Annotated in this window: 24 protein-coding genes; 10 read left to right on the top strand and 14 right to left on the bottom strand. The window is 40.3% G+C overall.

Annotation, left to right across the window (positions count from 1 at the left end):
- The 9 genes from pfkA to HEMROJRC1_RS03500 all read left to right on the top strand — a co-directional run bounded on the left by pfkA (nucleotide 1) and on the right by HEMROJRC1_RS03500 (nucleotide 7,950).
- On the top strand, nucleotides 1-966 hold the full coding sequence (gene pfkA / locus HEMROJRC1_RS03540) for a 6-phosphofructokinase (RefSeq protein ID WP_226691651.1): 966 nt from the start codon (nucleotides 1-3) through the stop codon (nucleotides 964-966).
- 244 nt (nucleotides 967-1,210) lie between these two features.
- Nucleotides 1,211-1,735: a 23S rRNA accumulation protein YceD gene (gene yceD / locus HEMROJRC1_RS03535; protein ID WP_226691650.1), complete on the top strand. Its 525-nt coding sequence runs from the start codon at nucleotides 1,211-1,213 to the stop codon at nucleotides 1,733-1,735.
- Nucleotides 1,736-1,757: 22 nt separating this feature from the next.
- Entirely contained in the window at nucleotides 1,758-1,928 is a 171-nt protein-coding gene (gene rpmF / locus HEMROJRC1_RS03530; protein WP_005544470.1) for a 50S ribosomal protein L32, read from the top strand.
- 21 nt (nucleotides 1,929-1,949) lie between these two features.
- Nucleotides 1,950-2,969: a phosphate acyltransferase PlsX gene (gene plsX / locus HEMROJRC1_RS03525; protein ID WP_226691649.1), complete on the top strand. Its 1,020-nt coding sequence runs from the start codon at nucleotides 1,950-1,952 to the stop codon at nucleotides 2,967-2,969.
- Nucleotides 2,970-2,988: 19 nt separating this feature from the next.
- On the top strand, nucleotides 2,989-3,939 hold the full coding sequence (locus tag HEMROJRC1_RS03520; protein ID WP_226691648.1) for a beta-ketoacyl-ACP synthase III: 951 nt from the start codon (nucleotides 2,989-2,991) through the stop codon (nucleotides 3,937-3,939).
- A gap of 296 nt (nucleotides 3,940-4,235) precedes the next feature.
- Nucleotides 4,236-5,174 (top strand): ACP S-malonyltransferase, encoded by a 939-nt coding sequence (fabD, locus tag HEMROJRC1_RS03515; protein WP_226691647.1) that lies wholly within the window; start codon nucleotides 4,236-4,238, stop codon nucleotides 5,172-5,174.
- A 22-nt stretch (nucleotides 5,175-5,196) separates the two neighbouring features.
- Nucleotides 5,197-5,922 carry a 3-oxoacyl-ACP reductase FabG gene (gene fabG, locus HEMROJRC1_RS03510; RefSeq protein ID WP_226691646.1) on the top strand — a complete coding sequence of 242 codons (726 nt, stop codon included), beginning with the start codon at nucleotides 5,197-5,199 and terminating at the stop codon, nucleotides 5,920-5,922.
- Between the two features lie 261 nt (nucleotides 5,923-6,183).
- The gene (gene acpP / locus HEMROJRC1_RS03505; protein WP_005627318.1) at nucleotides 6,184-6,414 is read left to right on the top strand and encodes an acyl carrier protein; all 231 of its coding nucleotides are present in this window, start codon (nucleotides 6,184-6,186) and stop codon (nucleotides 6,412-6,414) included.
- A gap of 204 nt (nucleotides 6,415-6,618) precedes the next feature.
- The gene (locus HEMROJRC1_RS03500; RefSeq protein WP_226691645.1) at nucleotides 6,619-7,950 is read left to right on the top strand and encodes an anaerobic C4-dicarboxylate transporter; all 1,332 of its coding nucleotides are present in this window, start codon (nucleotides 6,619-6,621) and stop codon (nucleotides 7,948-7,950) included.
- Between the two features lie 173 nt (nucleotides 7,951-8,123).
- Here HEMROJRC1_RS03500 and yegQ read toward each other — a convergent pair whose 3' ends face one another.
- The 7 genes from yegQ to HEMROJRC1_RS03465 form a co-directional block, all read right to left on the bottom strand.
- Nucleotides 8,124-9,503, bottom strand: coding sequence for a tRNA 5-hydroxyuridine modification protein YegQ (yegQ, locus tag HEMROJRC1_RS03495; RefSeq protein ID WP_226692924.1), 1,380 nt, complete (start codon nucleotides 9,501-9,503; stop codon nucleotides 8,124-8,126).
- Nucleotides 9,504-9,826: 323 nt separating this feature from the next.
- Nucleotides 9,827-9,970, bottom strand: a complete 144-nt coding sequence (locus HEMROJRC1_RS03490; protein ID WP_226691644.1) for a hypothetical protein — start codon at nucleotides 9,968-9,970, stop codon at nucleotides 9,827-9,829.
- A 291-nt stretch (nucleotides 9,971-10,261) separates the two neighbouring features.
- Nucleotides 10,262-12,271, bottom strand: coding sequence for a hypothetical protein (locus HEMROJRC1_RS03485; protein ID WP_226691643.1), 2,010 nt, complete (start codon nucleotides 12,269-12,271; stop codon nucleotides 10,262-10,264).
- A gap of 77 nt (nucleotides 12,272-12,348) precedes the next feature.
- Nucleotides 12,349-12,993, bottom strand: coding sequence for an adenylate kinase (adk, locus tag HEMROJRC1_RS03480; protein WP_226691642.1), 645 nt, complete (start codon nucleotides 12,991-12,993; stop codon nucleotides 12,349-12,351).
- 102 nt (nucleotides 12,994-13,095) lie between these two features.
- On the bottom strand, nucleotides 13,096-14,322 hold the full coding sequence (locus HEMROJRC1_RS03475) for an MFS transporter (protein WP_226691641.1): 1,227 nt from the start codon (nucleotides 14,320-14,322) through the stop codon (nucleotides 13,096-13,098).
- Between the two features lie 120 nt (nucleotides 14,323-14,442).
- The gene (gene galE, locus HEMROJRC1_RS03470; RefSeq protein ID WP_226691640.1) at nucleotides 14,443-15,459 is read right to left on the bottom strand and encodes a UDP-glucose 4-epimerase GalE; all 1,017 of its coding nucleotides are present in this window, start codon (nucleotides 15,457-15,459) and stop codon (nucleotides 14,443-14,445) included.
- Nucleotides 15,460-15,630: 171 nt separating this feature from the next.
- The gene (locus tag HEMROJRC1_RS03465) at nucleotides 15,631-16,161 is read right to left on the bottom strand and encodes an inorganic diphosphatase (protein WP_005695476.1); all 531 of its coding nucleotides are present in this window, start codon (nucleotides 16,159-16,161) and stop codon (nucleotides 15,631-15,633) included.
- Nucleotides 16,162-16,435: 274 nt separating this feature from the next.
- Between HEMROJRC1_RS03465 and HEMROJRC1_RS03460 the strand changes: the two genes are divergently transcribed.
- Nucleotides 16,436-17,752, top strand: a complete 1,317-nt coding sequence (locus HEMROJRC1_RS03460; protein ID WP_226691639.1) for an NCS2 family permease — start codon at nucleotides 16,436-16,438, stop codon at nucleotides 17,750-17,752.
- Nucleotides 17,753-17,850: 98 nt separating this feature from the next.
- Here HEMROJRC1_RS03460 and HEMROJRC1_RS03455 read toward each other — a convergent pair whose 3' ends face one another.
- Genes HEMROJRC1_RS03455 through ppdD form a run of 7 tightly spaced genes read right to left on the bottom strand, consistent with a single transcriptional unit; the run spans nucleotide 17,851 to nucleotide 22,681 of the window.
- Entirely contained in the window at nucleotides 17,851-18,132 is a 282-nt protein-coding gene (locus HEMROJRC1_RS03455) for a GNAT family N-acetyltransferase (RefSeq protein ID WP_226691638.1), read from the bottom strand.
- On the bottom strand, nucleotides 18,129-18,335 hold the full coding sequence (yacG, locus tag HEMROJRC1_RS03450; protein ID WP_226691637.1) for a DNA gyrase inhibitor YacG: 207 nt from the start codon (nucleotides 18,333-18,335) through the stop codon (nucleotides 18,129-18,131). Before yacG ends, HEMROJRC1_RS03455 begins: the two co-directional genes overlap by 4 nt.
- Nucleotides 18,328-18,948 carry a dephospho-CoA kinase gene (gene coaE, locus HEMROJRC1_RS03445; RefSeq protein WP_226692923.1) on the bottom strand — a complete coding sequence of 207 codons (621 nt, stop codon included), beginning with the start codon at nucleotides 18,946-18,948 and terminating at the stop codon, nucleotides 18,328-18,330. The genes yacG and coaE overlap by 8 nt, the downstream gene beginning before the upstream one ends.
- Nucleotides 18,948-19,649: an A24 family peptidase gene (locus HEMROJRC1_RS03440; RefSeq protein WP_226691636.1), complete on the bottom strand. Its 702-nt coding sequence runs from the start codon at nucleotides 19,647-19,649 to the stop codon at nucleotides 18,948-18,950. Before HEMROJRC1_RS03440 ends, coaE begins: the two co-directional genes overlap by 1 nt.
- Complete coding sequence (locus HEMROJRC1_RS03435) at nucleotides 19,646-20,866, bottom strand: type II secretion system F family protein (RefSeq protein ID WP_226691635.1); 1,221 nt, start codon at nucleotides 20,864-20,866, stop codon at nucleotides 19,646-19,648. The genes HEMROJRC1_RS03440 and HEMROJRC1_RS03435 overlap by 4 nt, the downstream gene beginning before the upstream one ends.
- A gap of 1 nt (nucleotide 20,867) precedes the next feature.
- Nucleotides 20,868-22,247, bottom strand: coding sequence for a GspE/PulE family protein (locus HEMROJRC1_RS03430; protein ID WP_226691634.1), 1,380 nt, complete (start codon nucleotides 22,245-22,247; stop codon nucleotides 20,868-20,870).
- Nucleotides 22,244-22,681 carry a prepilin peptidase-dependent pilin gene (ppdD, locus tag HEMROJRC1_RS03425; protein ID WP_226691633.1) on the bottom strand — a complete coding sequence of 146 codons (438 nt, stop codon included), beginning with the start codon at nucleotides 22,679-22,681 and terminating at the stop codon, nucleotides 22,244-22,246. The genes HEMROJRC1_RS03430 and ppdD overlap by 4 nt, the downstream gene beginning before the upstream one ends.
- Nucleotides 22,682-22,744: the final 63 nt, after the last annotated feature.

Genomic DNA, 22,744 nt, shown 5'->3' with positions numbered 1-22,744 from the left:
ATGATTAAAAAAATTGCAGTTTTAACAAGCGGCGGTGATGCGCCGGGAATGAATGCCGCAATCCGTGGCGTTGTGCGTGCTGCCCTTGCGGAAGGTTTGGATGTTTTCGGTATCTATAACGGTTATCAAGGTTTATATAGCAACAATATCAAGCAGTTAAACCGCTATAGTGTATCCGATATTATTAACCGCGGCGGCACATTTTTGGGTTCAGCCCGTTTCCCTGAGTTTAAAGATCCGGCTGTGCGTACAAAATGTGCGGAAATTTTACGTTCTCACGGTATTGATGCGCTTGTGGTTATCGGTGGTGACGGCTCTTATATGGGGGCAAAACTGTTAACGGAAGAACATGGTTTCCCTTGTGTGGGTATTCCTGGAACCATTGATAATGATGTGGCAGGGACGGATTACACCATCGGTTATCAAACGGCATTACAAACCGCAGTGGATGCGATTGACCGCTTGCGTGATACGTCAAGCTCGCACCAACGTATTTCTATTGTAGAAATTATGGGACGTCATTGTAGCGATTTAACCATTTCTGCAGGTATTGCAGGCGGATGCGAATATATTGTTGCCTCTGAAATGGAATTTAATCGTGAAGAACTTATTCAACAAATTGAGCGTAGTATCATTCGTGGTAAACGCCATGCGATTGTTGCGATTACCGAACTCATTACCGATGTTCATTCATTGGCGAAAGAGATTGAAGCACGAGTAGGACACGAAACCCGTGCAACCGTATTAGGGCATATTCAACGTGGCGGCTCGCCTTGTGCCTTTGACCGTATTTTGGCTTCACGTATGGGGGCTTATGCCGTTGATCTGCTTCTTCAAGGAAAAGGCGGTTATTGTGTAGGAATCCAAAACGAACAGCTTGTTCATCACGATATTATTGATGCGATTAATAATATGCGCCGAGAGTTTAAAGCTGATTGGCTGGAAGTGGCGAGACGCTTAGAATAATTCGATGTGAATGCAAAGTGCGGTTGTTTTCAGCCGCATTTTTACTTTCCTGAGACGGTCTATCTGAAAAAGGTGCGCCGAATAATATGGTGAAACCGGATGCGGAAAATAATTTTAGAAAAGTAATGAAAAAAGGCAATTCTTGCAAAAGTTAAGTTTGAAACAAAAATTTGCGTAGCGTTATTGCATAAAAATATGATTTCCCTTTGACTATTTTCTTTACAACGGGTAATATTCACGCCCTATGCAAAAGGTAAAACTACCCCTAACCGTTGATCCGGTAAAAGATGCTCAAAGACGGCTTGATTATGTGGGCTATTATGCTGCAAATCAGCTTGAGCGTTTAGCCGAATCAGTGGTGAACGTGCTCAGCGATGCACAGGTAACATTATCGTTTTATATTGATCCACAAAAATTAGTGGTGATGAAAGGCAAGGCGCAGGTTGAAGTCGAATTAGAATGTCAACGTTGTGGCGAGTCGTTCAAGCAAACATTGGATTGTGAATTTATTTATAGTCCGGTGTCCAACTGGGATCAAGCTGATGTATTGCCCGAAATTTATGAGCCGATTGAGTTTAATGAATTTGGCGAAATAGATTTACTTGGCACGGTGGAAGATGAGTTAATTTTAGCTCTGCCGCTTGTACCAATGCATTCATCTGAACACTGTGAAGTGTCCGCGCAGGAACAGGTTTTTGGCGAATTGCCGGAAGAATTGGCAAAAAAACCGAGCCCGTTCGCTGTATTAGCTAATTTAAAGCAAAAGTAAATTAAATTTAGGAGTATAGCCGATGGCTGTTCAACAAAACAAAAAATCTCGTTCACGTCGTGATATGCGTCGTTCACACGATGCATTAACTACTGCTGCAGTATCAGTGGATAAAGCAAGCGGTGAAACCCATTTACGCCATCACGTAACTGCTGACGGTTACTATCGTGGTCGTAAAGTGATCAATAAGTAATTTTTACTTATAGGTATTCACTTGACTCGTCTAACCTTGGCGTTAGATGTGATGGGCGGGGACATTGGTCCCCGTATTACTATCCCAGCCTCCCTTTTAGCGTTGGAAAATGATCCGATGCTCTCTTTGATCTTATTTGGTGACCGCCAACAGATTGCTCCCTTGCTTGAGGATTGTCCTCCCTCCTTTTTAGATCGCATTCAAATTCAACATTGCACTCGTACTATTGATAATAATCAAGGGATTTCTCACGCCTTACGCCATAGTAAAGGAACTTCGATGCGTTTAGCATTGGAAGCCGTTCAGCAGGGGCTTGCTCAGGGCTGCGTTAGTGCAGGGAATACCGGCGCATTGATGGGATTGTCTAAGATTTTATTGCAACCGTTGAAAGGTATTGTTCGTCCTGCTTTGATTTCGCTTATTCCAACGATTGAAGGTGAAAAATCCGTTATGTTGGATCTTGGCGCAAATATTGAATGCAGTGCAGAAAATCTTTACCAATTTGCTATAATGGGGACGATTTTTGCCGAATACCGTTTAAATTTAGTCTATCCGCGCATTGGATTATTAAATATCGGTGTGGAAGAAATTAAAGGGCGTCAATCTCTTCGTGAGGCGGCAAATTTATTGGAAAAATCGACCGCACTTAATTATATCGGATTTATAGAGGGTGATGTTTTACTCAATGGTAAAGCCGATGTGATTGTTAGCGATGGTTTTACCGGCAATATTGCCTTAAAGACGTTAGAAGGAGCGGCAAAAAATGTATTGTCTTTATTTAAAGGGCAATCGAAACAATATTATTTAAAACCGCTTTTCTCTTGGATTATGCGTTATTTATTTAAAACGACTTATCAACGCTTAAAACGTATTAATCCTGATGAATACAATGGTGCATCGCTTATCGGCTTAACCGCCGTGGTGGTGAAAAGTCATGGAAACGCAAATATTAATGCTTTTGCTCAAGCTATTGCAGATGCAGCTTTCCAAGCACGCCATCAACTTCCGGAAAAAATATTGGCGGGTTTAGCCCGTTATTAATGATTTAACTTATTTGATTATGAACAGCAGAATTTTATCTACCGGTAGCTATTTACCAAGCCATATCCGTACGAATGCGGATTTAGAAAGAATGGTTGATACCTCTGATGAATGGATTGTAACCCGTTCCGGCATTCGTGAACGCCGTATTGCCTCAGCAGATGAAACTGTCGCAACGATGGGTTTTGAAGCGGCTAAAAAAGCGATTGAAGCGGCACAGATTAATCCGCAAGAGATCGATCTCATTCTTGTCGCAACAACAAGTCATTCTCACGCTTATCCGAGCGCCGCTTGCCAAGTGCAAGGTCTACTAGAAATTGAAGATGCGATTTCCTTTGATTTAGCGGCAGCCTGTACCGGTTTTGTGTATGCCTTAGGCGTGGCGGATCAATTTATTCGTACCGGCAAAGTAAAAAAAGCCTTAGTGATTGGCTCTGATCTTAATTCCCGTAAATTAGATGAAACCGATCGTAGCACCTTGGTGTTATTTGGCGATGGTGCGGGTGCAGTCATTTTAGAAGAGAGTGAACAAGAAGGTATCATTTCAACCCACTTACATGCTTCGGCAGATAAACACAACACACTTGTTTTGTCGCAGCCTGACCGAGGTGTTGAAAAATCCGGTTATATTGAAATGCAAGGTAATGAAACTTTCAAGCTTGCAGTTCGTGAGCTTTCGAATGTGGTAGAAGAAACTTTAGTCGCAAATGATCTTGAGAAAAAAGATTTGGACTGGCTTATTCCTCATCAAGCAAATTTAAGAATTATCACTGCGACGGCGAAAAAGCTTGAAATGGATATGTCGCAGGTCGTGGTAACTTTAGATAAATACGCAAATACCAGTGCTGCAACAGTGCCTGTTGCATTAGATGAAGCGGTTCGTGATGGGCGTGTCCAACGTGGTCAGCTATTATTATTAGAAGCATTCGGCGGTGGTTGGACTTGGGGCTCTGCGTTAGTTCGATTCTAATTAATTTGTTAGAATGAGAGGAATATTTAGAAAGTGCGGTCAAATTTACCGCACTTTTCGTGTTTAACGTAATTATGTAGCGGTTGAACAAATCATTATAGGTCATTGTAGGGCACCGTTAGGCGAAGTCGTAACGCATCATTATCAAAGCTCAATGCACCTACTCCAATAAATATTTGGATATAAAGTTCTCTTTGTGCGACTGATACATAATATCGGTTTAACATCAGCCCATATTCTGGTTTAATTGGCAGATAAGATTTCAATTTAAAGCTAAAACAAAGTAGGAAAATACAATGAAAAAATTCGCAATGGTCTTTCCGGGACAAGGCTCTCAAACTGTCGGTATGCTTGCAGAGCTTGCCGGTGAATATTCGGTGGTTACTGAAACGTTTAAACAGGCTTCTGATGTACTTGGATACGATTTATGGAATTTGGTGCAACAAGGCCCGGCGGAAGAACTAAATAAAACTTGGCAAACCCAACCTGCACTTTTAGCCGCTTCTGTGGCAATTTATCGTATATGGCAAGAAAAATATCCACACTTAAAACCGGAAGTGATGGCAGGACATAGCTTGGGGGAATATTCCGCTTTGGTATGTGCCGATGTATTGGATTTCCAAGATGCCATTAAATTGGTGGAATTACGCGGTAAATTAATGCAACAAGCCGTGCCTGAAGGTGCGGGAGCAATGTATGCGATTATCGGTTTAGATAACGATGCGATTATTGAAGCATGCAAAAAAGCGGAAGAAGGTGAAGTGGTTTCTGCGGTGAATTTTAACTCACCGGGACAAGTGGTGATCGCCGGTGCGAAAGCGGCAGTAGAACGTGCGGCGGCATTATGTAAAGAAGCCGGTGCAAAACGGGCGTTACCGCTTGCGGTGAGTGTTCCTTCTCATTGTGCGTTAATGAAACCTGCAGCCGATGAATTGGCTGCAACCTTAGATAGTATTACGTTCAATAAGCCAATAACAGCGGTTATTAACAATGTGGATGTTAAAATCGAAATGGAAAGTGCAGCGGTTCGTTCTGCATTGGTTCGTCAGCTTTATAGCCCTGTTCGCTGGACTGAAACCGTAGAAAAAATGGCGCAAGATGGCGTACAGGTGTTGGTAGAAGTCGGTCCGGGTAAGGTATTGAACGGTTTAACCAAGCGTATTGTAGGTGATTTACAAGCTACATCGATTAATGATGTTATATCACTTAACGCCGTAGAAGAATTATTAGCATAATTAACATAAAAAGGAGAGAAAAATGCAAGGTAAAATTGCTTTAGTAACAGGCGCTACGCGTGGTATCGGCCGTGCGATTGCGGAAGAATTGATTGCAAAAGGCGCTTTTGTAATAGGCACTGCGACTTCTGAAAAAGGGGCGGAAACGATTTCTGCTTATTTGGGAGAAAAAGGCAAAGGTTTAGTATTAAACGTAACCGAAAGCGATTCTATTGAAGCCGTGTTAGCGCAAATTAAAGCGGAATTTGGCGATGTGGATATTTTGGTCAACAATGCAGGGATCACCCGTGATGGTTTGTTAATGCGAATGAAAGAAAGCGATTGGTTTGATATTATGCAAACCAATCTAACCTCTGTTTACCGTTTATCAAAGGCGGTGTTACGTCCTATGATGAAAAAAGGCGGACGAATTATTACCATTGGTTCTGTGGTCGGTTCCAGTGGTAATCCGGGGCAAACCAACTATTGTGCGGCAAAAGCGGGAGTCATCGGTTTTTCTAAATCTTTAGCAAAAGAAGTGGCTGCACGAGGCATCACGGTAAATGTGGTTGCGCCGGGATTTATTGCAACAGATATGACGGATGTGCTGACTGATGAGCAAAAAGCAGGGATCCTTTCTAATGTACCGGCAGGGCGTTTAGGAGAAGCGAAAGATATTGCGAAAGCGGTGGCGTTTTTAGCATCCGATGATGCGGCTTATATTACAGGTACGACATTACACGTAAATGGCGGCTTATATATGAGCTAGTTCTTTGAAAGAACAGCTACTTTAAACGAGCAGATTTTCCTTGATAAAATCATAGCCAAAGATTTTAGATAATGCTAAAATCTGCTCCGCAACATAATTTGGTTACGTCTTAAGCGTATGCAAAGGTATGTAACTATTTTCTTTGTATGTATTTTTGCTTGTCCCTTCGTGGTGCGACCACTCAGGAAACGGTTGCAAGGTTATCGGAAATTCATACACTAACCACTCAGAAATGAGTTAAAACAACAATAGGAAAAACAAATGAGTATTGAAGAACGCGTAAAAAAAATCATCGTTGAACAATTAGGTGTTAAAGAAGAAGATGTGAAATCTGAAGCTTCTTTTGTTGAAGATTTAGGTGCGGATTCTTTAGACACTGTTGAGTTGGTGATGGCTTTAGAAGAAGAATTTGATATCGAAATTCCGGATGAAGAAGCTGAGAAAATCACAACTGTTCAATCTGCGATTGATTACGTGCAAAATAATCAATAATTTCAAATTAGGCGACTTTCAGAGTCGCCTAATTTTTTTGTTTAAAAACCTCCCCAAAAACGACCGCACTTTTCTCTTTTTTTGAAAAATTGATCTAAATTACTTTTTTGTAAAATTATTTAAAAAAAGCTTATTTCCTTATAGCGTTATACTTCAAAAGTAGTATGATTTCCCCCTATTCTTTTACTTTTTTGGAATATTTATATGCTTTATTTAGAATTTTTGTTCTTATTATTGATGCTTTACCTAGGAAGCCGGTTTGGTGGGATAGGACTTGCTGTCGTATCCGGTATTGGATTGGCGATCGAGGTGTTTGTACTTCGTATGCCGATAGGCAAACCTCCGGTTGATGTTATATTGATTATTCTTGCCGTTGTGACTTGCGCATCGGTATTAGAAGCGGCAGGCGGTCTTAAATTTATGCTGCAAATTGCAGAACGCATTTTACGGAGCAATCCTAAACGCGTTACTTTTTTAGGTCCTTTAGTGACCTATACAATGACGATTATGCTTGGTACAGGGCATGCGGTTTATTCTATTATGCCGATTATTGGCGATGTTGCTTTAAAGAATAACATTCGTCCGGAACGTCCGATGGCGGTTGCTTCTATTGCTTCTCAATTAGCATTAACGGCGAGCCCCGTTTCTGCGGTATTAGTTTACTATCTAGGTGCAATCGCAAAATTACCGGGCTTTGAACATATCTCGTTATTGCAAATTATGGCGGTAACCGTGCCGGCTACTCTATTGGGAACAATTATGATGTCGCTTTATAGCTTAAAACGTGGTAAAGAGTTAGAAGATGATCCTGAATATCAACGTCGTTTACAAGATCCTATTTGGCGTGAACGTATCTTGAATACGACAAATACGCTACTTGATGATGAATTACCAAAAGCGGCGAAGTATTCGGTTTATTTGTTCCTTTTATCTTTGGTGTTTATTGTTGCCGTTGCAATGATTCCTGAAATTCGTACGATTGGTAGCGCAAAACCTATTTCGATGGGGGTTGTGATCCAAATGGTAATGCTTTGTTTTGGCGGTATTATTTTATTAGTGTGTAAAGTGAACCCGCAAATCGTACCAAATGGTGTTGTGTTTAAATCCGGTATGGTTGCAGGATTGGCTATTTTTGGGATTGCCTGGATGAGTGATACTTATTTCCAATATGCAATGCCGGAATTTAAAGCGGCCGTCACTTCAATGGTTGAATCCTATCCTTGGACATTTGCACTTGCTTTATTTGCGGTTTCGGTTGTGATTAATAGCCAAGCGGCTACCGCTGTAATGATGGTTCCGGTTGGTATTGGTTTAGGATTACCCGCACCATTATTAATCGGCTTAATGCCGGCAACTTATGCCTATTTCTTTATTCCAAACTATCCGTCCGATATTGCCACGGTGAACTTTGATGTAACCGGCACGACCAAAATCGGCAAATACTATTTTAACCATAGTTTTATGATCCCAGGCTTAATCGGTGTGGTTGTTGCCTGTTTGGTTGGGGTAGCGATAGCCGAATTAATTATCCGCTAAGATTTCTTGACTAGAAAAGCACCTAAAAGGTGCTTTTTTAAGTTAAAAAAAGCCCTTTCAAAAGCTGAAAGGGCAAAAATATTTGGAGTCATACTATGAGTTGTTGAATTAACAAATCAGGTATGGAGTTTATTATAGTAACTTTTAAAATAAATGCAACATTTTTTTAACAATTAATTGTGAGGATTACGGGTATTTGTGTTCACTAAATTCCGCATTAAGAGTGCATACTCCAAATTAATCTCTTCAGGCACATCCAAGAAAACAAAATGTCCATCGCCTAACGCTGCTTCTACGTTCTCGTTTTTACGATTCAGCATTTTCTCAATTTTGAAATTGATGTTACCTTGTGGGGTCATCATTTCTACTTCATCACCCAATAAGAATTTATTTTTTACAGCGACTTCCGCCATACCTTGCCCATTTCGTTTGCCGGTAAACTCTCCGACAAATTGTTGACGATCTGAAATGGAGTACCCATATTCGTAGTTTTGATATTCATCGTGGGTATGACGGCGCAAAAAACCTTCCGTATAACCTCGATGAGCCAGTGATTCCAAGGTATCCATCAGGCTTTCATCAAATGGTTTACCCGCTGCCGCATCATTAATGGCTTTACGATATACTTGAGCGGTACGTGCGCAGTAATAGAAAGACTTGGTTCGGCCTTCGATTTTTAAAGAATGCACGCCAAGTGCGGTTAGTTTTTCCACGTGTTGTACGGCACGTAGATCTTTTGAGTTCATAAAGTAGGTACCGTGTTCATCTTCAAATGTAGTCATTTGTTCATCAGGCTTTTGTGATTCGGTATAAAGGAAAACTTTGTCTGTTGCATTGCCTTCGCCTAGTGTCGGTGCAACGTTTTTTACTTCAATTTGTTGTGCTGGGTCGATTTTAGGTATGATGTTTCCTACTTCGTCCGTTGTGCCTTCTTCCATCTTATATTCCCAACGACAAGCATTGGTACAAGTGCCTTGGTTTGGATCGCGTTTATTAATATAACCGGAAAGCAGACAACGACCGGAATAAGCCATACATAATGCGCCGTGAACGAAAATTTCTAATTCAATATCAGGCACTTGTCGGCGGATTTCAGCAATCTCTTCTAAAGAAAGTTCTCGGGATAAGATAACGCGGGTCAAGCCCATTTGTTTCCAAAATTTCACCGTTGCCCAGTTTACCGCATTGGCCTGTACTGAAAGATGAATATCAATATTCGGAAAATGTTCACGCACCAACATAATTAATCCGGGATCGGACATAATAAGCGCATCCGGCCCCATATCAATTACAGGTTGTAAATCTTTAATAAAGGTTTTTAGCTTAGAATTGTGCGGCGCAATATTCACTACAACATAGAATTTTTTACCGAGTGCGTGCGCTTCATCAATGCCGATTTTTAAATTGGCGTGGTTAAATTCATTATTGCGTACCCGCAAGCTATAACGGGGTTGACCGGCATAGACGGCATCTGCACCATAGGCAAAAGCATAGCGCATATTTTTTAAAGACCCGGCAGGGGAAAGTAATTCTGGTTTAAATTGGGTTGTCATCATCTTCTCTTATCTGATTTCAAGTCAGGAGCTTGCCGGCAGGCAAGCGGTGTTAAGGGCTACGTATTGTAGGCTGATTTCATTATTTGTAAAGGAAAAGTGCGGTAAGATTTTGGACTGTTTTTTACGATAGTAGCAGTTGCACAAAGAGAATTTTATATCCAATACCTATCAGGTGTAGGGTGCGTTAAGCTTTGCGTAACGCACCATTTCATTATTAAACCCTCTATCGGTGCGTTAGTACCCTACGATGGTTGTGCAAGTGCTACATAATTATGATGTTCTCCGAAAGAAAACACCCGCAAATTGGCGGGTGTCAGGGTTTATTCTAAGGTTTCCATTTGCGGTTCATTTTCTTTATCCATTAGGATTTCCTGCTGAATATCTTCGGGTGTTTTTCCGTTAATGAGATAAGTGTTTTCATTTTTTTCGATTTTCAGCACGTAATTATCATTTTCTTCAATCAATATCGGAAGTAGTTGTGTCTTGAAGTTGTCTTTTAGAAACGGCCAAAACTTACCGGATTTTTTAATTTTTGCTGTTTTTTCATCTGTTTCATCAAATAATTTTTTATTAAGCGTTATATTGAGCGTTCCTTCGGTATTTTGTAGTAAAGGAGATGACTCTTGTCTATTTGTTTTATTAATAATGGTATTGACTGCAAATTTAATTGGATAGCCCTACGATGGTTGTGCAAGTGCCACATAATTACGATGCTCTCCGAAAGAAAACACCCGCAAATTGGCGGGTGTCAGGGTTTATTCTAAGGTTTCCATTTGCGGTTCATTTTCTTTATCCATTAGGATTTCCTGCTGAATATCTTCGGGTGTTTTTCCGTTAATGAGATAAGTGTTTTCATTTTTTTCGATTTTCAGCACGTAATTATCATTTTCTTCAATCAATATCGGAAGTAGTTGTGTCTTGAAGTTGTCTTTTAGAAACGGCCAAAACTTACCGGATTTTTTAATTTTTGCTGTTTTTTCATCTGTTTCATCAAATAATTTTTTATTAAGCGTTATATTGAGCGTTCCTTCGGTATTTTGTAGTAAGGGAGATGACTCTTGTCTATTTGTTTTATTAATAATGGTATTGACTGCAAATTTAATTGGATAGCCCTTTGTTTCGGGAAAAGTATTTAAATCAAAAGCTAAGGTTGCGTTATCAACAGCGAGATCTAAATCTTTCCATTCATTTGCGAGATACTTATCTTGTGTTTTTTTCGTTAAGTAGGTATAACAAAGCTCTCGGTAGTAGCCGGAGCAAAAAGTAGAAGATAACGAAGATTGACGATTATTTCCCTTCAATGGAATAGAAATTGCCAATTTTTCAAATTGTGTTTGATATTCAGGTACTGCAATTTTTTTCGCATTGAGTGCAATATTCTCATTATATTGATCATTTTCCAATGATTCGTTTTGATTGCTGAATGTAAGCTGATTGATTGTAAATGCCGCTAAATTAAGCGACTCAAGTGAGAAATCAATACTTGTACTTCCCGTAAATTCTTTTGCCCATTTTTCCTTTAAATTAAGGAAATCTTTATTATCCTTTATAGGTGGTTCTTTAACTGTTAACGTCTCTAAAAAGAAAGGAACAAAGGCTAATTCGTTGGCAAGATTATATTCTTTCAACTGAATAGCCAATCTTCCTTTTTTCGCTTCCCATTTTTGAGCTTCATCTTTCGGTGTTTGTTTTACACTTTCGACATTTAATTGAAAATGAATGTTGGCTTTGGAAAGATCGGTATTTGCCAATTTCAATGTCATTTCACTATTTTTCAGATTGAAATAAGGTTTTTGATTTTTCGGTGCATTGACTGAAATGACAGAGAGTTTGCCGTCAAAATGATCATTTTGGGTCAGTATGGCGGTGAGCAAATCTACACTGTCTTTAATACTTTGATTATTGACATCGAGTTTTTTAAATTCGTTGTAAAAATTGACCGCACTTGGTACGCCTTGTTGATTTAGGGTGATATTTAAACCGCCAAAAGTAGTTTGAGCTTCTTTGGTTGTTCGATTTTTGTTAGAAATACGTAGAATATCGCTACTGAATTTTGTTGTTAAATCACGTTTTGTCGTAGCTTCATTGTGTTTAGAATTGAACCTATAGGTCGCATTTTTTAATTGAAGATGGGTATTTTCACCATTTAATAATGCCAATTCGGCATTTTCAGCGGTTAATTCAATATTTGTTAGGTCGTATTGGTTATGCCCGATAGGGATAAGACGAACCTTGCCTTTCACTTTTTCTAATTTACTGTCGTTATTGTAGTGAAATCCGCTTAAATCGGTTTTTAATTCAACTTCTTTATTGTTTGGAAAATTTAACAAGATAGACATTTGCTGCGGTTTATTGGCGAAGTCGCGAAACTCGGTCAAAATATCGGATTGTAAATAATCACCTACCGGAGAAAACTTGCTATTGATGGTATTTTTGTCAATCGTAATATTTAAGGTTTTATTCAGTTGACGGACGAATCGATCGGATAATTTTGACTCTGCGGTAATAAAAAAAGGCAGCGTTGTCAATTTGGTTGAAATAACCTCAGTGCTTTGCGATTCATTATCTTGCACGCTGAATGTTAGCTCACGGGTTAAAAAATTTTTGTTGTTCTCCGTAATATTCAATATTGCTTGGTTACCTAATGAGTAAGGGAATTTTTGTAATAACTGATCCACTTTATGATTCGTATAAATTTGCGCAACCCCGCCAATGGCAACAAGGATAGCAGCAAGTGTTAAAGCGATGTTTTTTCTTTTACTCACGTCGTGTCTCCAATACGATGTTCAAAATAAACAAGAAAATAACCGCACTTTGAAGTGCGGTCAAATTCTAAGACATTTTAACCTAAGATTTTATTCAATTCTTGGCTGACTTCTTCTACTTTTTTTGTACCATCTAAGCGGAAATATTGTGTATTCCCTGCTTTGGCTTCCGATTGATAGTAGTCCACTAGCGGTTGGGTCTGTTTATGATATACCGCCAAACGATCTAATACGGTTTCCGGTTTATCATCCGCACGGATAATCAAATCTTCGCCGGTTACATCATCTTTGCCTTCCACTTTCGGTGGATTGTAAACAATGTGGTAAGAACGTCCGGAAGCTTGGTGTACGCGGCGACCGCTCATACGTTCTACGATCACTTCATCCGGTACGTCAAACTCTAATACGTAGTCGATTTTCACGCCGGAATCTTTTAAGGCATCTGCTTGTGGAATGGTACGCGGAAAGCCGTCTAATAAGAAACCGTTTTCGCAGTCAGGCTGTGCAATACGGTCTTTCACTAAGGCAACAGTGAGTTCATCCGGGACAAGTTTACCTTCATCCATTAATGCTTTGGCTTGTTTGCCAAGTTCGGTTCCCGCTTTGATTGCCGCACGAAACATATCGCCGGTTGAAATTTGCGGAATGCCGAATTTGTTCATAATAAATTGCGCTTGTGTGCCTTTGCCGGCTCCCGGTGCGCCTAAAAGAATAATTTTCATAGAAATCTCCATTAATCAATCGATGTCAATAAAGGTGGTTAAGATACTGATAAAGTAAAGTGCGGTCAAATTTAATTCACTTTATTTTTATTCTGTTTCCCATTATGCCGATTTTTTCTCATTCCAAGGGGCGACCCAGTATAGACAAATCATTCCGGGAATGGCTAAAAATAGGCAAAGCCAAAAGTATTGATAATACCCGACGGCACTCACAACATAACCGGAAAGCATTCCTAATCCTTTGCTTGGTAAAGCGGAAAGACTGGTAAAAAGTGCAAGCTGGGTGGCTGTATAAAGCGGGTTGGTTTCTCGTGCCATAAATGCCACAAATGCAGCTGTGCCAAGCCCTACACCGATATATTCTGCTGCAATCACCATACCGAGTTTCCATAATTCCGATGCTCCGATACTGTCAAAATGACCAAAGGCTGCGAGCCAAATAAATCCTCCGATGGTTACCATTTGTACTAAACCGAATAACCAGAGGGCGCGATTAATGCCCAGTTTCAGCATAATCACACCGCCGGCAAGACCGGATAAAACACTTGCCCAAAGCGATGTGCTTTTTACGACAAGCGCAATATCTTCTTTGCTAAACCCCATATCGTAAATAAATTTGGTTTGTAGCGTAGTGGCAAAAGAATCCCCGAATTTGTATAAAAATAAAAAGATTAAAAAGCCGATTGCTTGAACAATGCCCTTACGTTGGAAAAATTCTTGCAAAGGAATCCAAAAGGTTTGATAGAAGGGGGGCGGGTTTTCCGCTGTTTCAATTTGGGGTTCTTTGGCAAGAAAAAGCGTCATAAATATTCCTGCCAGCATACAAAGTGCGGTCCATAAAAAGACGCTTTCCCACGGATAACTTGTTGCAAGATAAAGAGAAAGTCCACCGGGAATTAAGCCGGCGATGCGATAAGCATTAATGTGAATCGTATTCCCTAATCCCAATTCGTGATCAGATAGAATTTCACGGCGATAAGCATCAAGGACAATATCTTGTGTTGCAGAGAAGAAAGCGATTAATAAGGCAATATTTGCCACGACAGTTAATTGTGTGAGGGGATCAAAAAGACTAATAACATAAAGCAGAATCAACAATATAATTTGCGAGATAAGCAACCAGCTGCGGCGGCGACCTAAAAAAGCAGGAAAATAGCGATCCAATAAAGGCGCCCATAGGAATTTTAAACCGTAGGGAAGCATTACGCCTGTTACCGCACCAATTAACTCAACGGAAAGCTGTTTATCCGTTAGCCACACCGGCAACATTTGTAGTAATACAAACAAAGGTAAACCGGAACTAAAACCGGTAAAGACGCAAATTAGCATTTTGCGTGTAAAAATTTGGGAGGAAAGCGAATTCGGCATAAATATAGGGCGGACGTTAATCCGCCGATAACAATGTGAATATTGAGGGTAAATTTATATTCACCCGTTTATTTAGAAAGGCTAATCACGATACCCCTTAGGATTATTTTTTTGCCAATTCCACGTATCCTGCATCATCTGCTCAAGCCCGCGTTCTGCTGTCCAGCCTAATTCTTTGGCGGCAAGACTCGGATCCGAATAGCAAGTGGCGATATCCCCCGGACGGCGATCAACAAGCTTATAAGGGATTTGGATATTATTGGCTTTTTCAAAGGCTTTTACCATATCCAACACGGAATAGCCGTGACCTGTACCAAGATTATAAATATGTAATCCCGAATCATTTTCATGGCGTTGTAGGGCCTTTAAATGACCGATTGCTAAATCGACAACGTGAATATAATCACGTACTCCCGTGCCGTCGTGGGTGTCATAATCGCTACCGAAAACGGAAAGTTGTGCAAGTTTACCAATGGCTACTTGGCTGATATAAGGCAGTAAGTTGTTAGGAATACCGTTTGGGTCTTCACCGATTAAACCGCTTGAATGTGCGCCCACAGGATTGAAATAACGTAAAATCGTTACGCTAAATTGCGGTTCTGCCTTTATGACATCACGCAGAATTTGTTCCACCATATATTTTGACGTGCCATAAGGATTGGTTGTACCGCCGACTTCACAATCTTCGGTAATCGGAATGATTTTAGGATCACCATATACGGTTGCAGAGGAGCTAAACACAAAATTCCACACACCCGCTTTTTTCATTTCTTGGATTAGTACAACGGTGCCGGCGACATTATTCATATAATATTCAGCCGGTTTTTGCACGCTTTCACCTACCGCCTTCAAACCTGCAAAGTGAATCACCGATTGAATGTTATTTTCCGCAAAGATTTTTTGTAACAATTCACGATCCAGCACATCGCCTTCATAAAATTTTGCAGCTTTACCGGTGATTGTTACCACTCGTTCGAGAGATTTGGGTGATGAATTACAAAGATTATCCAACACCACCACCTCTTTACCTGCATTTAATAATTCTACAACGGTATGTGAACCTATATAGCCGGCGCCACCGGTGACTAAAATTGCCATATTACACTCCTTCTTTTTTATTTTTAACTGCGAAAGATTATAGCACTATTTCATTACTCGAAAAATTTATTGGAGGGATTTCGTAGCAACTGCTACATAATGATGGATTTTTTGACCGCACTTATGAAAAAAGACATCAATTTGATGTCTTTTTATCACTATTCTAAAAAATTAACGTTCGTTCCAACGTTTGATTGATTCACGAATCACTTCTTTCGCTTCTTCCACATCGCCCCAGTGAGTGACTTTGGTAGAGCCTGGTTTTTTCAATGCTTTGTAGTTGTTAAAATGGAATTCGATTTGTTTGATTAATTGCGCCGGAACATCCGCAAGACTGTTGTAAGCATTGCCTGTGTCGCGATCATCTGCCGGTACACATACGATTTTATCGTCTACTTCGCCGTCATCTACAAATTTCATTACACCGATTACTTTTGCTTCAAGGAATACACCGGTCGCAAGCGGCTGACGGGTTAGCAATAACACATCCAATTCGTCGCCGTCTTCATCTAATGTTTGCGGAATAAAACCATAGTTGGTCGGTTTGGCAAAAATCGCCGGTTCAACACGATCTAATTGGAATGCCGCAACTTTACGATTCCATTCGATTTTGTGGCAGCTACCTTCAGGGATCTCATTTACAACGTTGATAATACCGGCATCAACATCACCGGGTGTTAAAATTTGATTAAAATCAGCCATTGTTTTTCCTTTACTTAATTGAGTTAAAAACGGAGGAAGTATAGCAGTTTTTAGGTGATTTTGTCGCTCAAAATTTTTATAGTGAAACAAATTAAATATATACAAAGTCGCAAGTCGAAGATAGTAAAACAGTACGGTAAGGCGCAGCAATACAGTAGATAATTCATTATTGTGAAAAAATAACCGCACTTTTGTTTACGCAAACGTTTTACATCTTATAGGGTTCTTGTAAAATACCGGATCTTTTTATTTTGGCTTATTTTTAGAGGCGTTTATGTCTAATTTAGAAAAAACCTTTGAACTACAAAAACGTGGCTCAACGGTTCGTCAAGAAATCATTGCCGGGTTAACTACTTTCTTAGCGATGGTGTATTCGGTAATTGTTGTGCCGAATATGCTTGGTGCGGCAGGGTTTCCGGCGGAATCCGTTTTTATCGCAACTTGTTTAGTGGCAGGGCTTGGCTCAATTTTAATCGGTTTATGGGCTAACGCACCAATGGCGATCGGTTGTGCAATTTCGCTCACTGCCTTTACCGCGTTTAGTCTGGTAATTGGACAAGGCGTATCCATTCCTGTGGCGCTCGGGGCGGTGTTCCTAATGGGATTGGTGTTCACCTTGATTTCAGCAACGGGAATTCGTGCTTGGATTTTGCGTAACCTGCCTTCCAGCATTGCGCACGGAGCAGGGATCGGTATCGGTTTATTCTTACTTTTAATTGCAGCCAGTGGTGTCGGTTTAGTGATTAGCAATCAAAGCGGTCTTCCGGTAAAACTCGGTGAATTCACTTCTTTTCCTGTGATGATGTCATTAATCGGTTTGGCATTTATTGTCGGCTTGGAAAAAATGCAAGTAAAAGGTGGAATTTTATGGGTGATTATTGCAATTACCCTTATTGGTTTGGTTTTTGATCCAAACGTAAAATTTAGTGGGGAAGTTTTTAAAATGCCGACTTTCGGTGAAAATTCCCTCTTCTTACAGCTGGATTTACAAGGCGCATTACAGCCGGCAATTTTACCTGTGGTATTTGCCTTGGTGATGACCGCCGTATTTGATGCCACAGGTACGATTCGTGCCGTAGCGGGGCAAGCAAACCTGTTAGACAAAGACGGGCAAATTATCAATGGCGGTAAAGCCTTAACATCAGATTCCGTCAGTAGCTTATTTTCAGGATTATTCGGCACAGCACCGGCGGCCGTCTATATTGAATCTGCAGCCGGCACAGCCGCAGGCGGAAAAACAGGTATCACCGCCATTGTGGTCGGCGTGTTATTCCTGTTAATGCTTTTCTTCCAACCTTTAGCTTTCTTAGTACCCGGTTATGCTACCGCACCGGCATTAATGTATGTGGGCTTATTAATGTTAAGCAATGTGAGCAAACTAGACTTCGATGATTTTGTCGGCGCAATGAGCGGTTTGATTTGTGCGGTATTTATCGTACTTACCGCAAATATCGTTACCGGTATTATGTTGGGTTTTGCCGCATTAGTGATTGGTCGTCTCGTCAGTGGTGATTTTAAACGTTTGAATATAGGGACAATCATCATTGCAGTCGTATTGGTGGTATTTTACGCCGGCGGCTGGGCGATTTAAACATTCATAAAAACAATATTTGTGTAACTACTACATAATACCGTTAAAATTGACCGCACTTTTGCCGTGCGGTCAATTGGTCTGAACCCTGTGCAATATTATATAGTACGGTGTTTTTGATTATCCCGTTCCCATTTTCGTTCTATATAACTACAGGTCGGGCGCAATTCTAAGTGTTTTTCTGTAATAAATGTGATTAGTGCCTGATAAAGTTTATCGGCGATACCTTGTCCGCGGAGTTGATTGGAAACAAAGGTGTGATTGGCATTAATACGGTTATTTGTTTCATAGACGTAAGTGAGTTCGGCGAGTCTCTCGCCTTGTTCGCTTAAAATAAAAAATTCGCCTCGTCCGTCAAGTTCTCGGTGTTGAATGTTCATTTAATACTCCATTCATCGCTTAAATTAGGGGACATTGCAAAATCAGCCGTATCACTCGGAATCGCTTTTTCTTCCGCTGCCCATTCGCCCAAATCAATGAGCTGGCAACGTTTGCTGCAAAAAGGTCGAAAGTGGCTTTCGTTTGTCCAAGGAACGGATTTTTGACATATCGGGCAAGGCACTTCAATGATTTCTTCAGACATTTTTTACTTCCGCTTGTTGTAAATAAAAACGATGTAATTCTAGCACTTTTTGCTTTAGGTAAGGTAGATTTTCAGCCAGATCTTTGTCGTTATCAATTACGTCATCCGCCCATTTTAAACGTTCGGTTCTACTTACTTGTGCATCCATAATTCGTTGAATTTGTTCAAGGCTGTTGTTGTCTCGTTTCATTGCGCGGGCAAGTTGGGTTTGCGGAGTTACATCAATCACCAGCACTCGGTTACAAAGTGCGGTTAATTTATTCTCAATTAAAAGTGGAACGGCAAATAACGTATAAGGAGCGGTTTGGGCGGAAAGTTGAGCTATCATTTCTTCACGAATTGCCGGGTGTAATAAATGATTGAGCCGGTTTTTTTCGGTTTCATTGGCAAAAACAAGCCTGCGTAACGCCGGGCGGTTGAGTTCTCCGTTTTCTAATAAAACATCTTTACCAAAGTATTCAACAATTTTTGTAAGCAATGGCGAGCCCTTTTTGACGATATCTCGTGCGATAATGTCCGCATCAACGCAAGGTACGCCAAGTTCCATAAATAAATTTGCGATGGTTGTTTTTCCGCTTCCGATTCCGCCGGTAAGCCCTACGATATAGGTCATCATTTCTTATAAAGCATTGTTAAATTGATTGTAAATACTACAAGAATCGAGACACACAAAAAAGGTGCGAAGGGTAAAAAACGCTCTTTTCTTTTGAAAAGAATTGCAAATAAAATACCTAATGCGCAGGCAATCAAAAGAAATAGAGGAAGATGCTCTGTCGGTAAGTAACTGCCGATACCAAGAGCTAACCAATAATCCCCTCGTCCGAAGGCTTCTTTTTGGTAGTACCATTTGGCAAGTTGATAAATGCCATAAAAAACAACGAAAAAAATGACCGCACTTTGTAGACTTTGTATTAGGGTTAAAGGAGATAAAGATTGTGTTGCACCGAATAAACCAAGAGCAAGTAACCATAAACAAGGAGTGGGGGAAATGAGTTGATACTGCCAATCAAGGTAGGCAATCGCCCACAATAGAATAATGGTGCAACCAAGCCATAAAGCGAAAAGAGGATTTTCGGTTATTGCGGTTATTAGGGTGAGTATTAATCCTGTGATAAGAAAATAGCCTAAAATATGACCGCTCTTTTTTTGTTGAACTTCCGCAAAGTGCGGTTGAAATGAGGGAAGATTTTGAGGAAATAGTTCGATGTAATTATTGTAAATATCGTTTTGTAATCTTGTGATAAAGCCCGAAATGTAAAGCCATAAGGCTACACCGAAAATCCCACCTAACCAAAAGGAAGCAAATAGGATCATTGCACCACCGATCCCATATTAAAAATCGGTAAATACATACCCATCATAATGATACCGATTAGGCTTCCGATAACGACCATCATTAGTGGTTCCAGCATTTGTGATAATAAATCAATTTGATGATTAAGCTTTTCTTGATAGTTTTCTGCAATATGTTGCAACATTAAAGCAAGTTTTCCGCTTTTCTCACCAATTTGTAGCATTTGCTGTGCTTCCATCGGGAATAGATTACTGCTTACGCTATCTGAAAATGAATAACCCTGTGAAACCCATTGTAAAATTGACCGCACTTCAGTATCGAGAATTTGATCACTCACTATGCTTTTTTTCGTTTGCCAACTTTGTGTGTGCGGTAAAAAACTATTTAAGGCTTGGTTGAGAGGGATTCCCGCTTGCAACATAATGTACAGACTTTGGCTGAAATTCACTAAACGGGAAAGTTGTTGGATATTGCCGAAAATAGGTGTTGCCCTAATAATTCGTGTTTTTTGTTGTTGAAACATGGGAGAATGTTTCAGTTTGAAATAATAAAGCAACCAAAATATGAGGAGCGTTAAGGCTAACTTTCCTATATCATTTTTAAGAAAATTAGACATCACAAGTAATACATTCGTTAATACGGGCAAATCCGCATTGTTGCTCTGATACATTTCGGCAAATTGCGGCACGATAAAAATTAGTAAGGAAATAGTGAGCAAGAGAGAAATACCTAATACCATTGAGGGATAAAGCATAATTTTCTGTAATTTACGTTGTAGTGCTAAAGATTGGCAGCGATGTGCCGCAATTTTGTTACAAACAATGGCTAATTTACCTGTCATTTCACCCACTTGAATTAGCTGAATTTCTTGCTGTGTAAGATATTTTCCCTGTTGCTCGATACTTTGAGAAAAAGAATAGCCGGATTCAATGCTTCTCAAAAGTTGTTCAAGCCAAGTGTTTAGGGCAATCTGAGTACAGTTTTGTTGTAAGATTTGTAAACTGTTTTTGAGTGGAATCGCGGCTTGTAGCAAGGTTGCAAGTTGGTTCAATACCGTACTGATTTCGGTATTTTTTGGCTTAGTATTGAGTTGCCAATTTTGTTGCAGTTTGATATTGGTAAGTCCCCGATTCATTAATTGGAATTGGGCTTGTTGATGAGAATCGGCGATAATCACGCCTTTTTGTATTTGTTTTAAGGCGTTTTGTGCTTGGTAATGAAAGCATTTTTTTGCCATATTATTCTCCACCTAAAACACGATGAAGTTCCGCTTCATCAGAGATCCCCTGTTTCACTTTTTCTAATCCGCTTTGGCGAAGATCGGCAAAGTCTGTTTGATAGCCGTTTTGCTGCCAATGTAAGAATTGATAAACGCCAATGCGCCCTCGATAACCTTGATGGCAATCGCAAGAACTTTCGTTAAATTGACCGCACTTTTGACAGCGTTTACGTAACAAGCGTTGAGCAATGATTAAAAGTAAACTGCTTTCGATTTCGTGCTGTTTAATGCCTAGTTGTTGAAGCCGTGAAATGGCGGAAATCGCATCGTTGGTATGCAATGTCGAAAGCACTAAATGTCCGGTTTGTGCGGCGCGTAATGCCATACTTGCACTTTCTTCATCGCGAATTTCACCGAGCATAATAATGTCGGGATCTTGTCGTAAAAAAGCACGTAATAAACGACTAAAATCCAGCCCGATTTGCGGGTTGATTTGGCTTTGAATAATGCCGTCCAGTTCAATTTCAATGGGATCTTCTGCGGTCATAATATGTTTATCGGGAGAATTTAACCATTGAAGTGCGGTATAAAGCGAAATACTTTTTCCACTCCCCGTTGGGCCGGTTACCAAAATCAACCCCTGTGGCTGGCTTAGGGCGTGTTGAAAGGTGCGTTGTTGAAATTCCGTCATTCCCAATTCGGCAAAACTCAGTTCCACCGGTTTATTTTGTTGCGCACGAAGTACGATTTTTTCTCCCCAATGAGTAGGTAATGTGGAGAGACGAAAATCAAGTACATCGGAAAAGGTTGTCTTAAATTGAAAACGTCCGTCTTGTGGTAAACGTGTTTCACTAATGTCGAGTTTGGCAAGAAGTTTTAAACGTGAAATGAGCCGATTCGCCAAGTTTTTACTAATTGGGGGCTGGGGTTGTAAAACGCCATCAATTCTAAATCGTACTTGAAAATAATGTTGTAATGTTTCTAAATGAATGTCGGAGACATTTTTTTGCATTGCCGATTCAAAAATTTGGTTCAGGAGTTGAATAACAGGTTCATCATCATTTTTTTCTTGTTCCTGTTCTTGATGATAAAAACTGACTTGTTCTTCTACTTGCATTGCTTGCGGTGCAAGCTGCTGCAAAAGGGCTTTGAGTTGCGGGCTGTCTAATAAGACGGGTTCAACCAATTTTCCACTGATAAAAGCAATGGTTTCACAAGCGGAAAGGTTAGAAAAGGAATCAACGGCAAGCCATAAACGATTTTTTTCTTCTTTTAGAGGGAGGGCGAAGTAACGCAAGAAAAGAGATTGCTGCTGCTGATTGCGTTCCCATAATTCCGGCGAGATCATAAAGATCTCGCCGTTTTGTGCTGTGGCTTGATATGTCGCGCAATCTATCATTTTGTACAGAATCCTGCCGGAAATAAGGAGGTATCACCGTTACAGGTTGTAGACCAGCTTATTCCTCTAGAATGATCACCGGTGGCGGTTAATGTATATTGGACACCGTCTAAAGCGCCGTTGCCGACAACAGTAATAACGCCGGCGTTAGTACTAATACCTTTCACATAGCCTTTTGGTGAGGTAATATCGGCAGCGATACCGTTTGAACCGCCGCTGCAATTTGCGGTTGCTCCTGTGCTATAAACGCAGAGTTCCACGTCGGATTTAAAAGGGGTTGCGGCTTGTAACAATTCAGACATCGCCGCCTTTTTTGTATAATTCTGATAAGAGGGAATTGCAATTGTCGCGAGAATCGCGATGATGGCTATCACGATCATTAATTCGATTAGTGTAAATCCTTTTTTCAATGTGCGTTGAGAGGTGAGTTTCATTGATTTTCCCTTTTTGTTAAATTTTTAAATTTGTATCATTGTGGAAAGAGAAAAAACACTTGT

This window comes from Rodentibacter sp. JRC1, assembly GCF_020521555.1.
GTDB lineage: Bacteria > Pseudomonadota > Gammaproteobacteria > Enterobacterales > Pasteurellaceae > Rodentibacter > Rodentibacter abscessus.
This window is presented reverse-complemented; position numbering and strand designations above follow the sequence as displayed.

Bases quoted from the DNA above. Each gene is read 5' to 3' on its own strand.
- pfkA (WP_226691651.1), top strand. From the start codon at position 1: ATGATTAAAAAAATTGCAGTTTTAACAAGCGGCGGTGATGCGCCGGGA.
- yceD (WP_226691650.1), top strand. From the start codon at position 1,211: ATGCAAAAGGTAAAACTACCCCTAACCGTTGATCCGGTAAAAGATGCT.
- rpmF (WP_005544470.1), top strand. From the start codon at position 1,758: ATGGCTGTTCAACAAAACAAAAAATCTCGTTCACGTCGTGATATGCGT.
- HEMROJRC1_RS03520 (WP_226691648.1), top strand. From the start codon at position 2,989: ATGAACAGCAGAATTTTATCTACCGGTAGCTATTTACCAAGCCATATC.
- fabD (WP_226691647.1), top strand. From the start codon at position 4,236: ATGAAAAAATTCGCAATGGTCTTTCCGGGACAAGGCTCTCAAACTGTC.
- fabG (WP_226691646.1), top strand. From the start codon at position 5,197: ATGCAAGGTAAAATTGCTTTAGTAACAGGCGCTACGCGTGGTATCGGC.
- acpP (WP_005627318.1), top strand. From the start codon at position 6,184: ATGAGTATTGAAGAACGCGTAAAAAAAATCATCGTTGAACAATTAGGT.
- HEMROJRC1_RS03500 (WP_226691645.1), top strand. From the start codon at position 6,619: ATGCTTTATTTAGAATTTTTGTTCTTATTATTGATGCTTTACCTAGGA.
- yegQ (WP_226692924.1), bottom strand. From the start codon at position 9,503: ATGACAACCCAATTTAAACCAGAATTACTTTCCCCTGCCGGGTCTTTA.
- adk (WP_226691642.1), bottom strand. From the start codon at position 12,993: ATGAAAATTATTCTTTTAGGCGCACCGGGAGCCGGCAAAGGCACACAA.
- HEMROJRC1_RS03475 (WP_226691641.1), bottom strand. From the start codon at position 14,322: ATGCTAATTTGCGTCTTTACCGGTTTTAGTTCCGGTTTACCTTTGTTT.
- galE (WP_226691640.1), bottom strand. From the start codon at position 15,459: ATGGCAATTTTAGTCACCGGTGGCGCCGGCTATATAGGTTCACATACC.
- HEMROJRC1_RS03465 (WP_005695476.1), bottom strand. From the start codon at position 16,161: ATGGCTGATTTTAATCAAATTTTAACACCCGGTGATGTTGATGCCGGT.
- HEMROJRC1_RS03460 (WP_226691639.1), top strand. From the start codon at position 16,436: ATGTCTAATTTAGAAAAAACCTTTGAACTACAAAAACGTGGCTCAACG.
- HEMROJRC1_RS03455 (WP_226691638.1), bottom strand. From the start codon at position 18,132: ATGAACATTCAACACCGAGAACTTGACGGACGAGGCGAATTTTTTATT.
- yacG (WP_226691637.1), bottom strand. From the start codon at position 18,335: ATGTCTGAAGAAATCATTGAAGTGCCTTGCCCGATATGTCAAAAATCC.
- coaE (WP_226692923.1), bottom strand. From the start codon at position 18,948: ATGACCTATATCGTAGGGCTTACCGGCGGAATCGGAAGCGGAAAAACA.
- HEMROJRC1_RS03440 (WP_226691636.1), bottom strand. From the start codon at position 19,649: ATGATCCTATTTGCTTCCTTTTGGTTAGGTGGGATTTTCGGTGTAGCC.
- HEMROJRC1_RS03435 (WP_226691635.1), bottom strand. From the start codon at position 20,866: ATGGCAAAAAAATGCTTTCATTACCAAGCACAAAACGCCTTAAAACAA.
- HEMROJRC1_RS03430 (WP_226691634.1), bottom strand. From the start codon at position 22,247: ATGATAGATTGCGCGACATATCAAGCCACAGCACAAAACGGCGAGATC.
- ppdD (WP_226691633.1), bottom strand. From the start codon at position 22,681: ATGAAACTCACCTCTCAACGCACATTGAAAAAAGGATTTACACTAATC.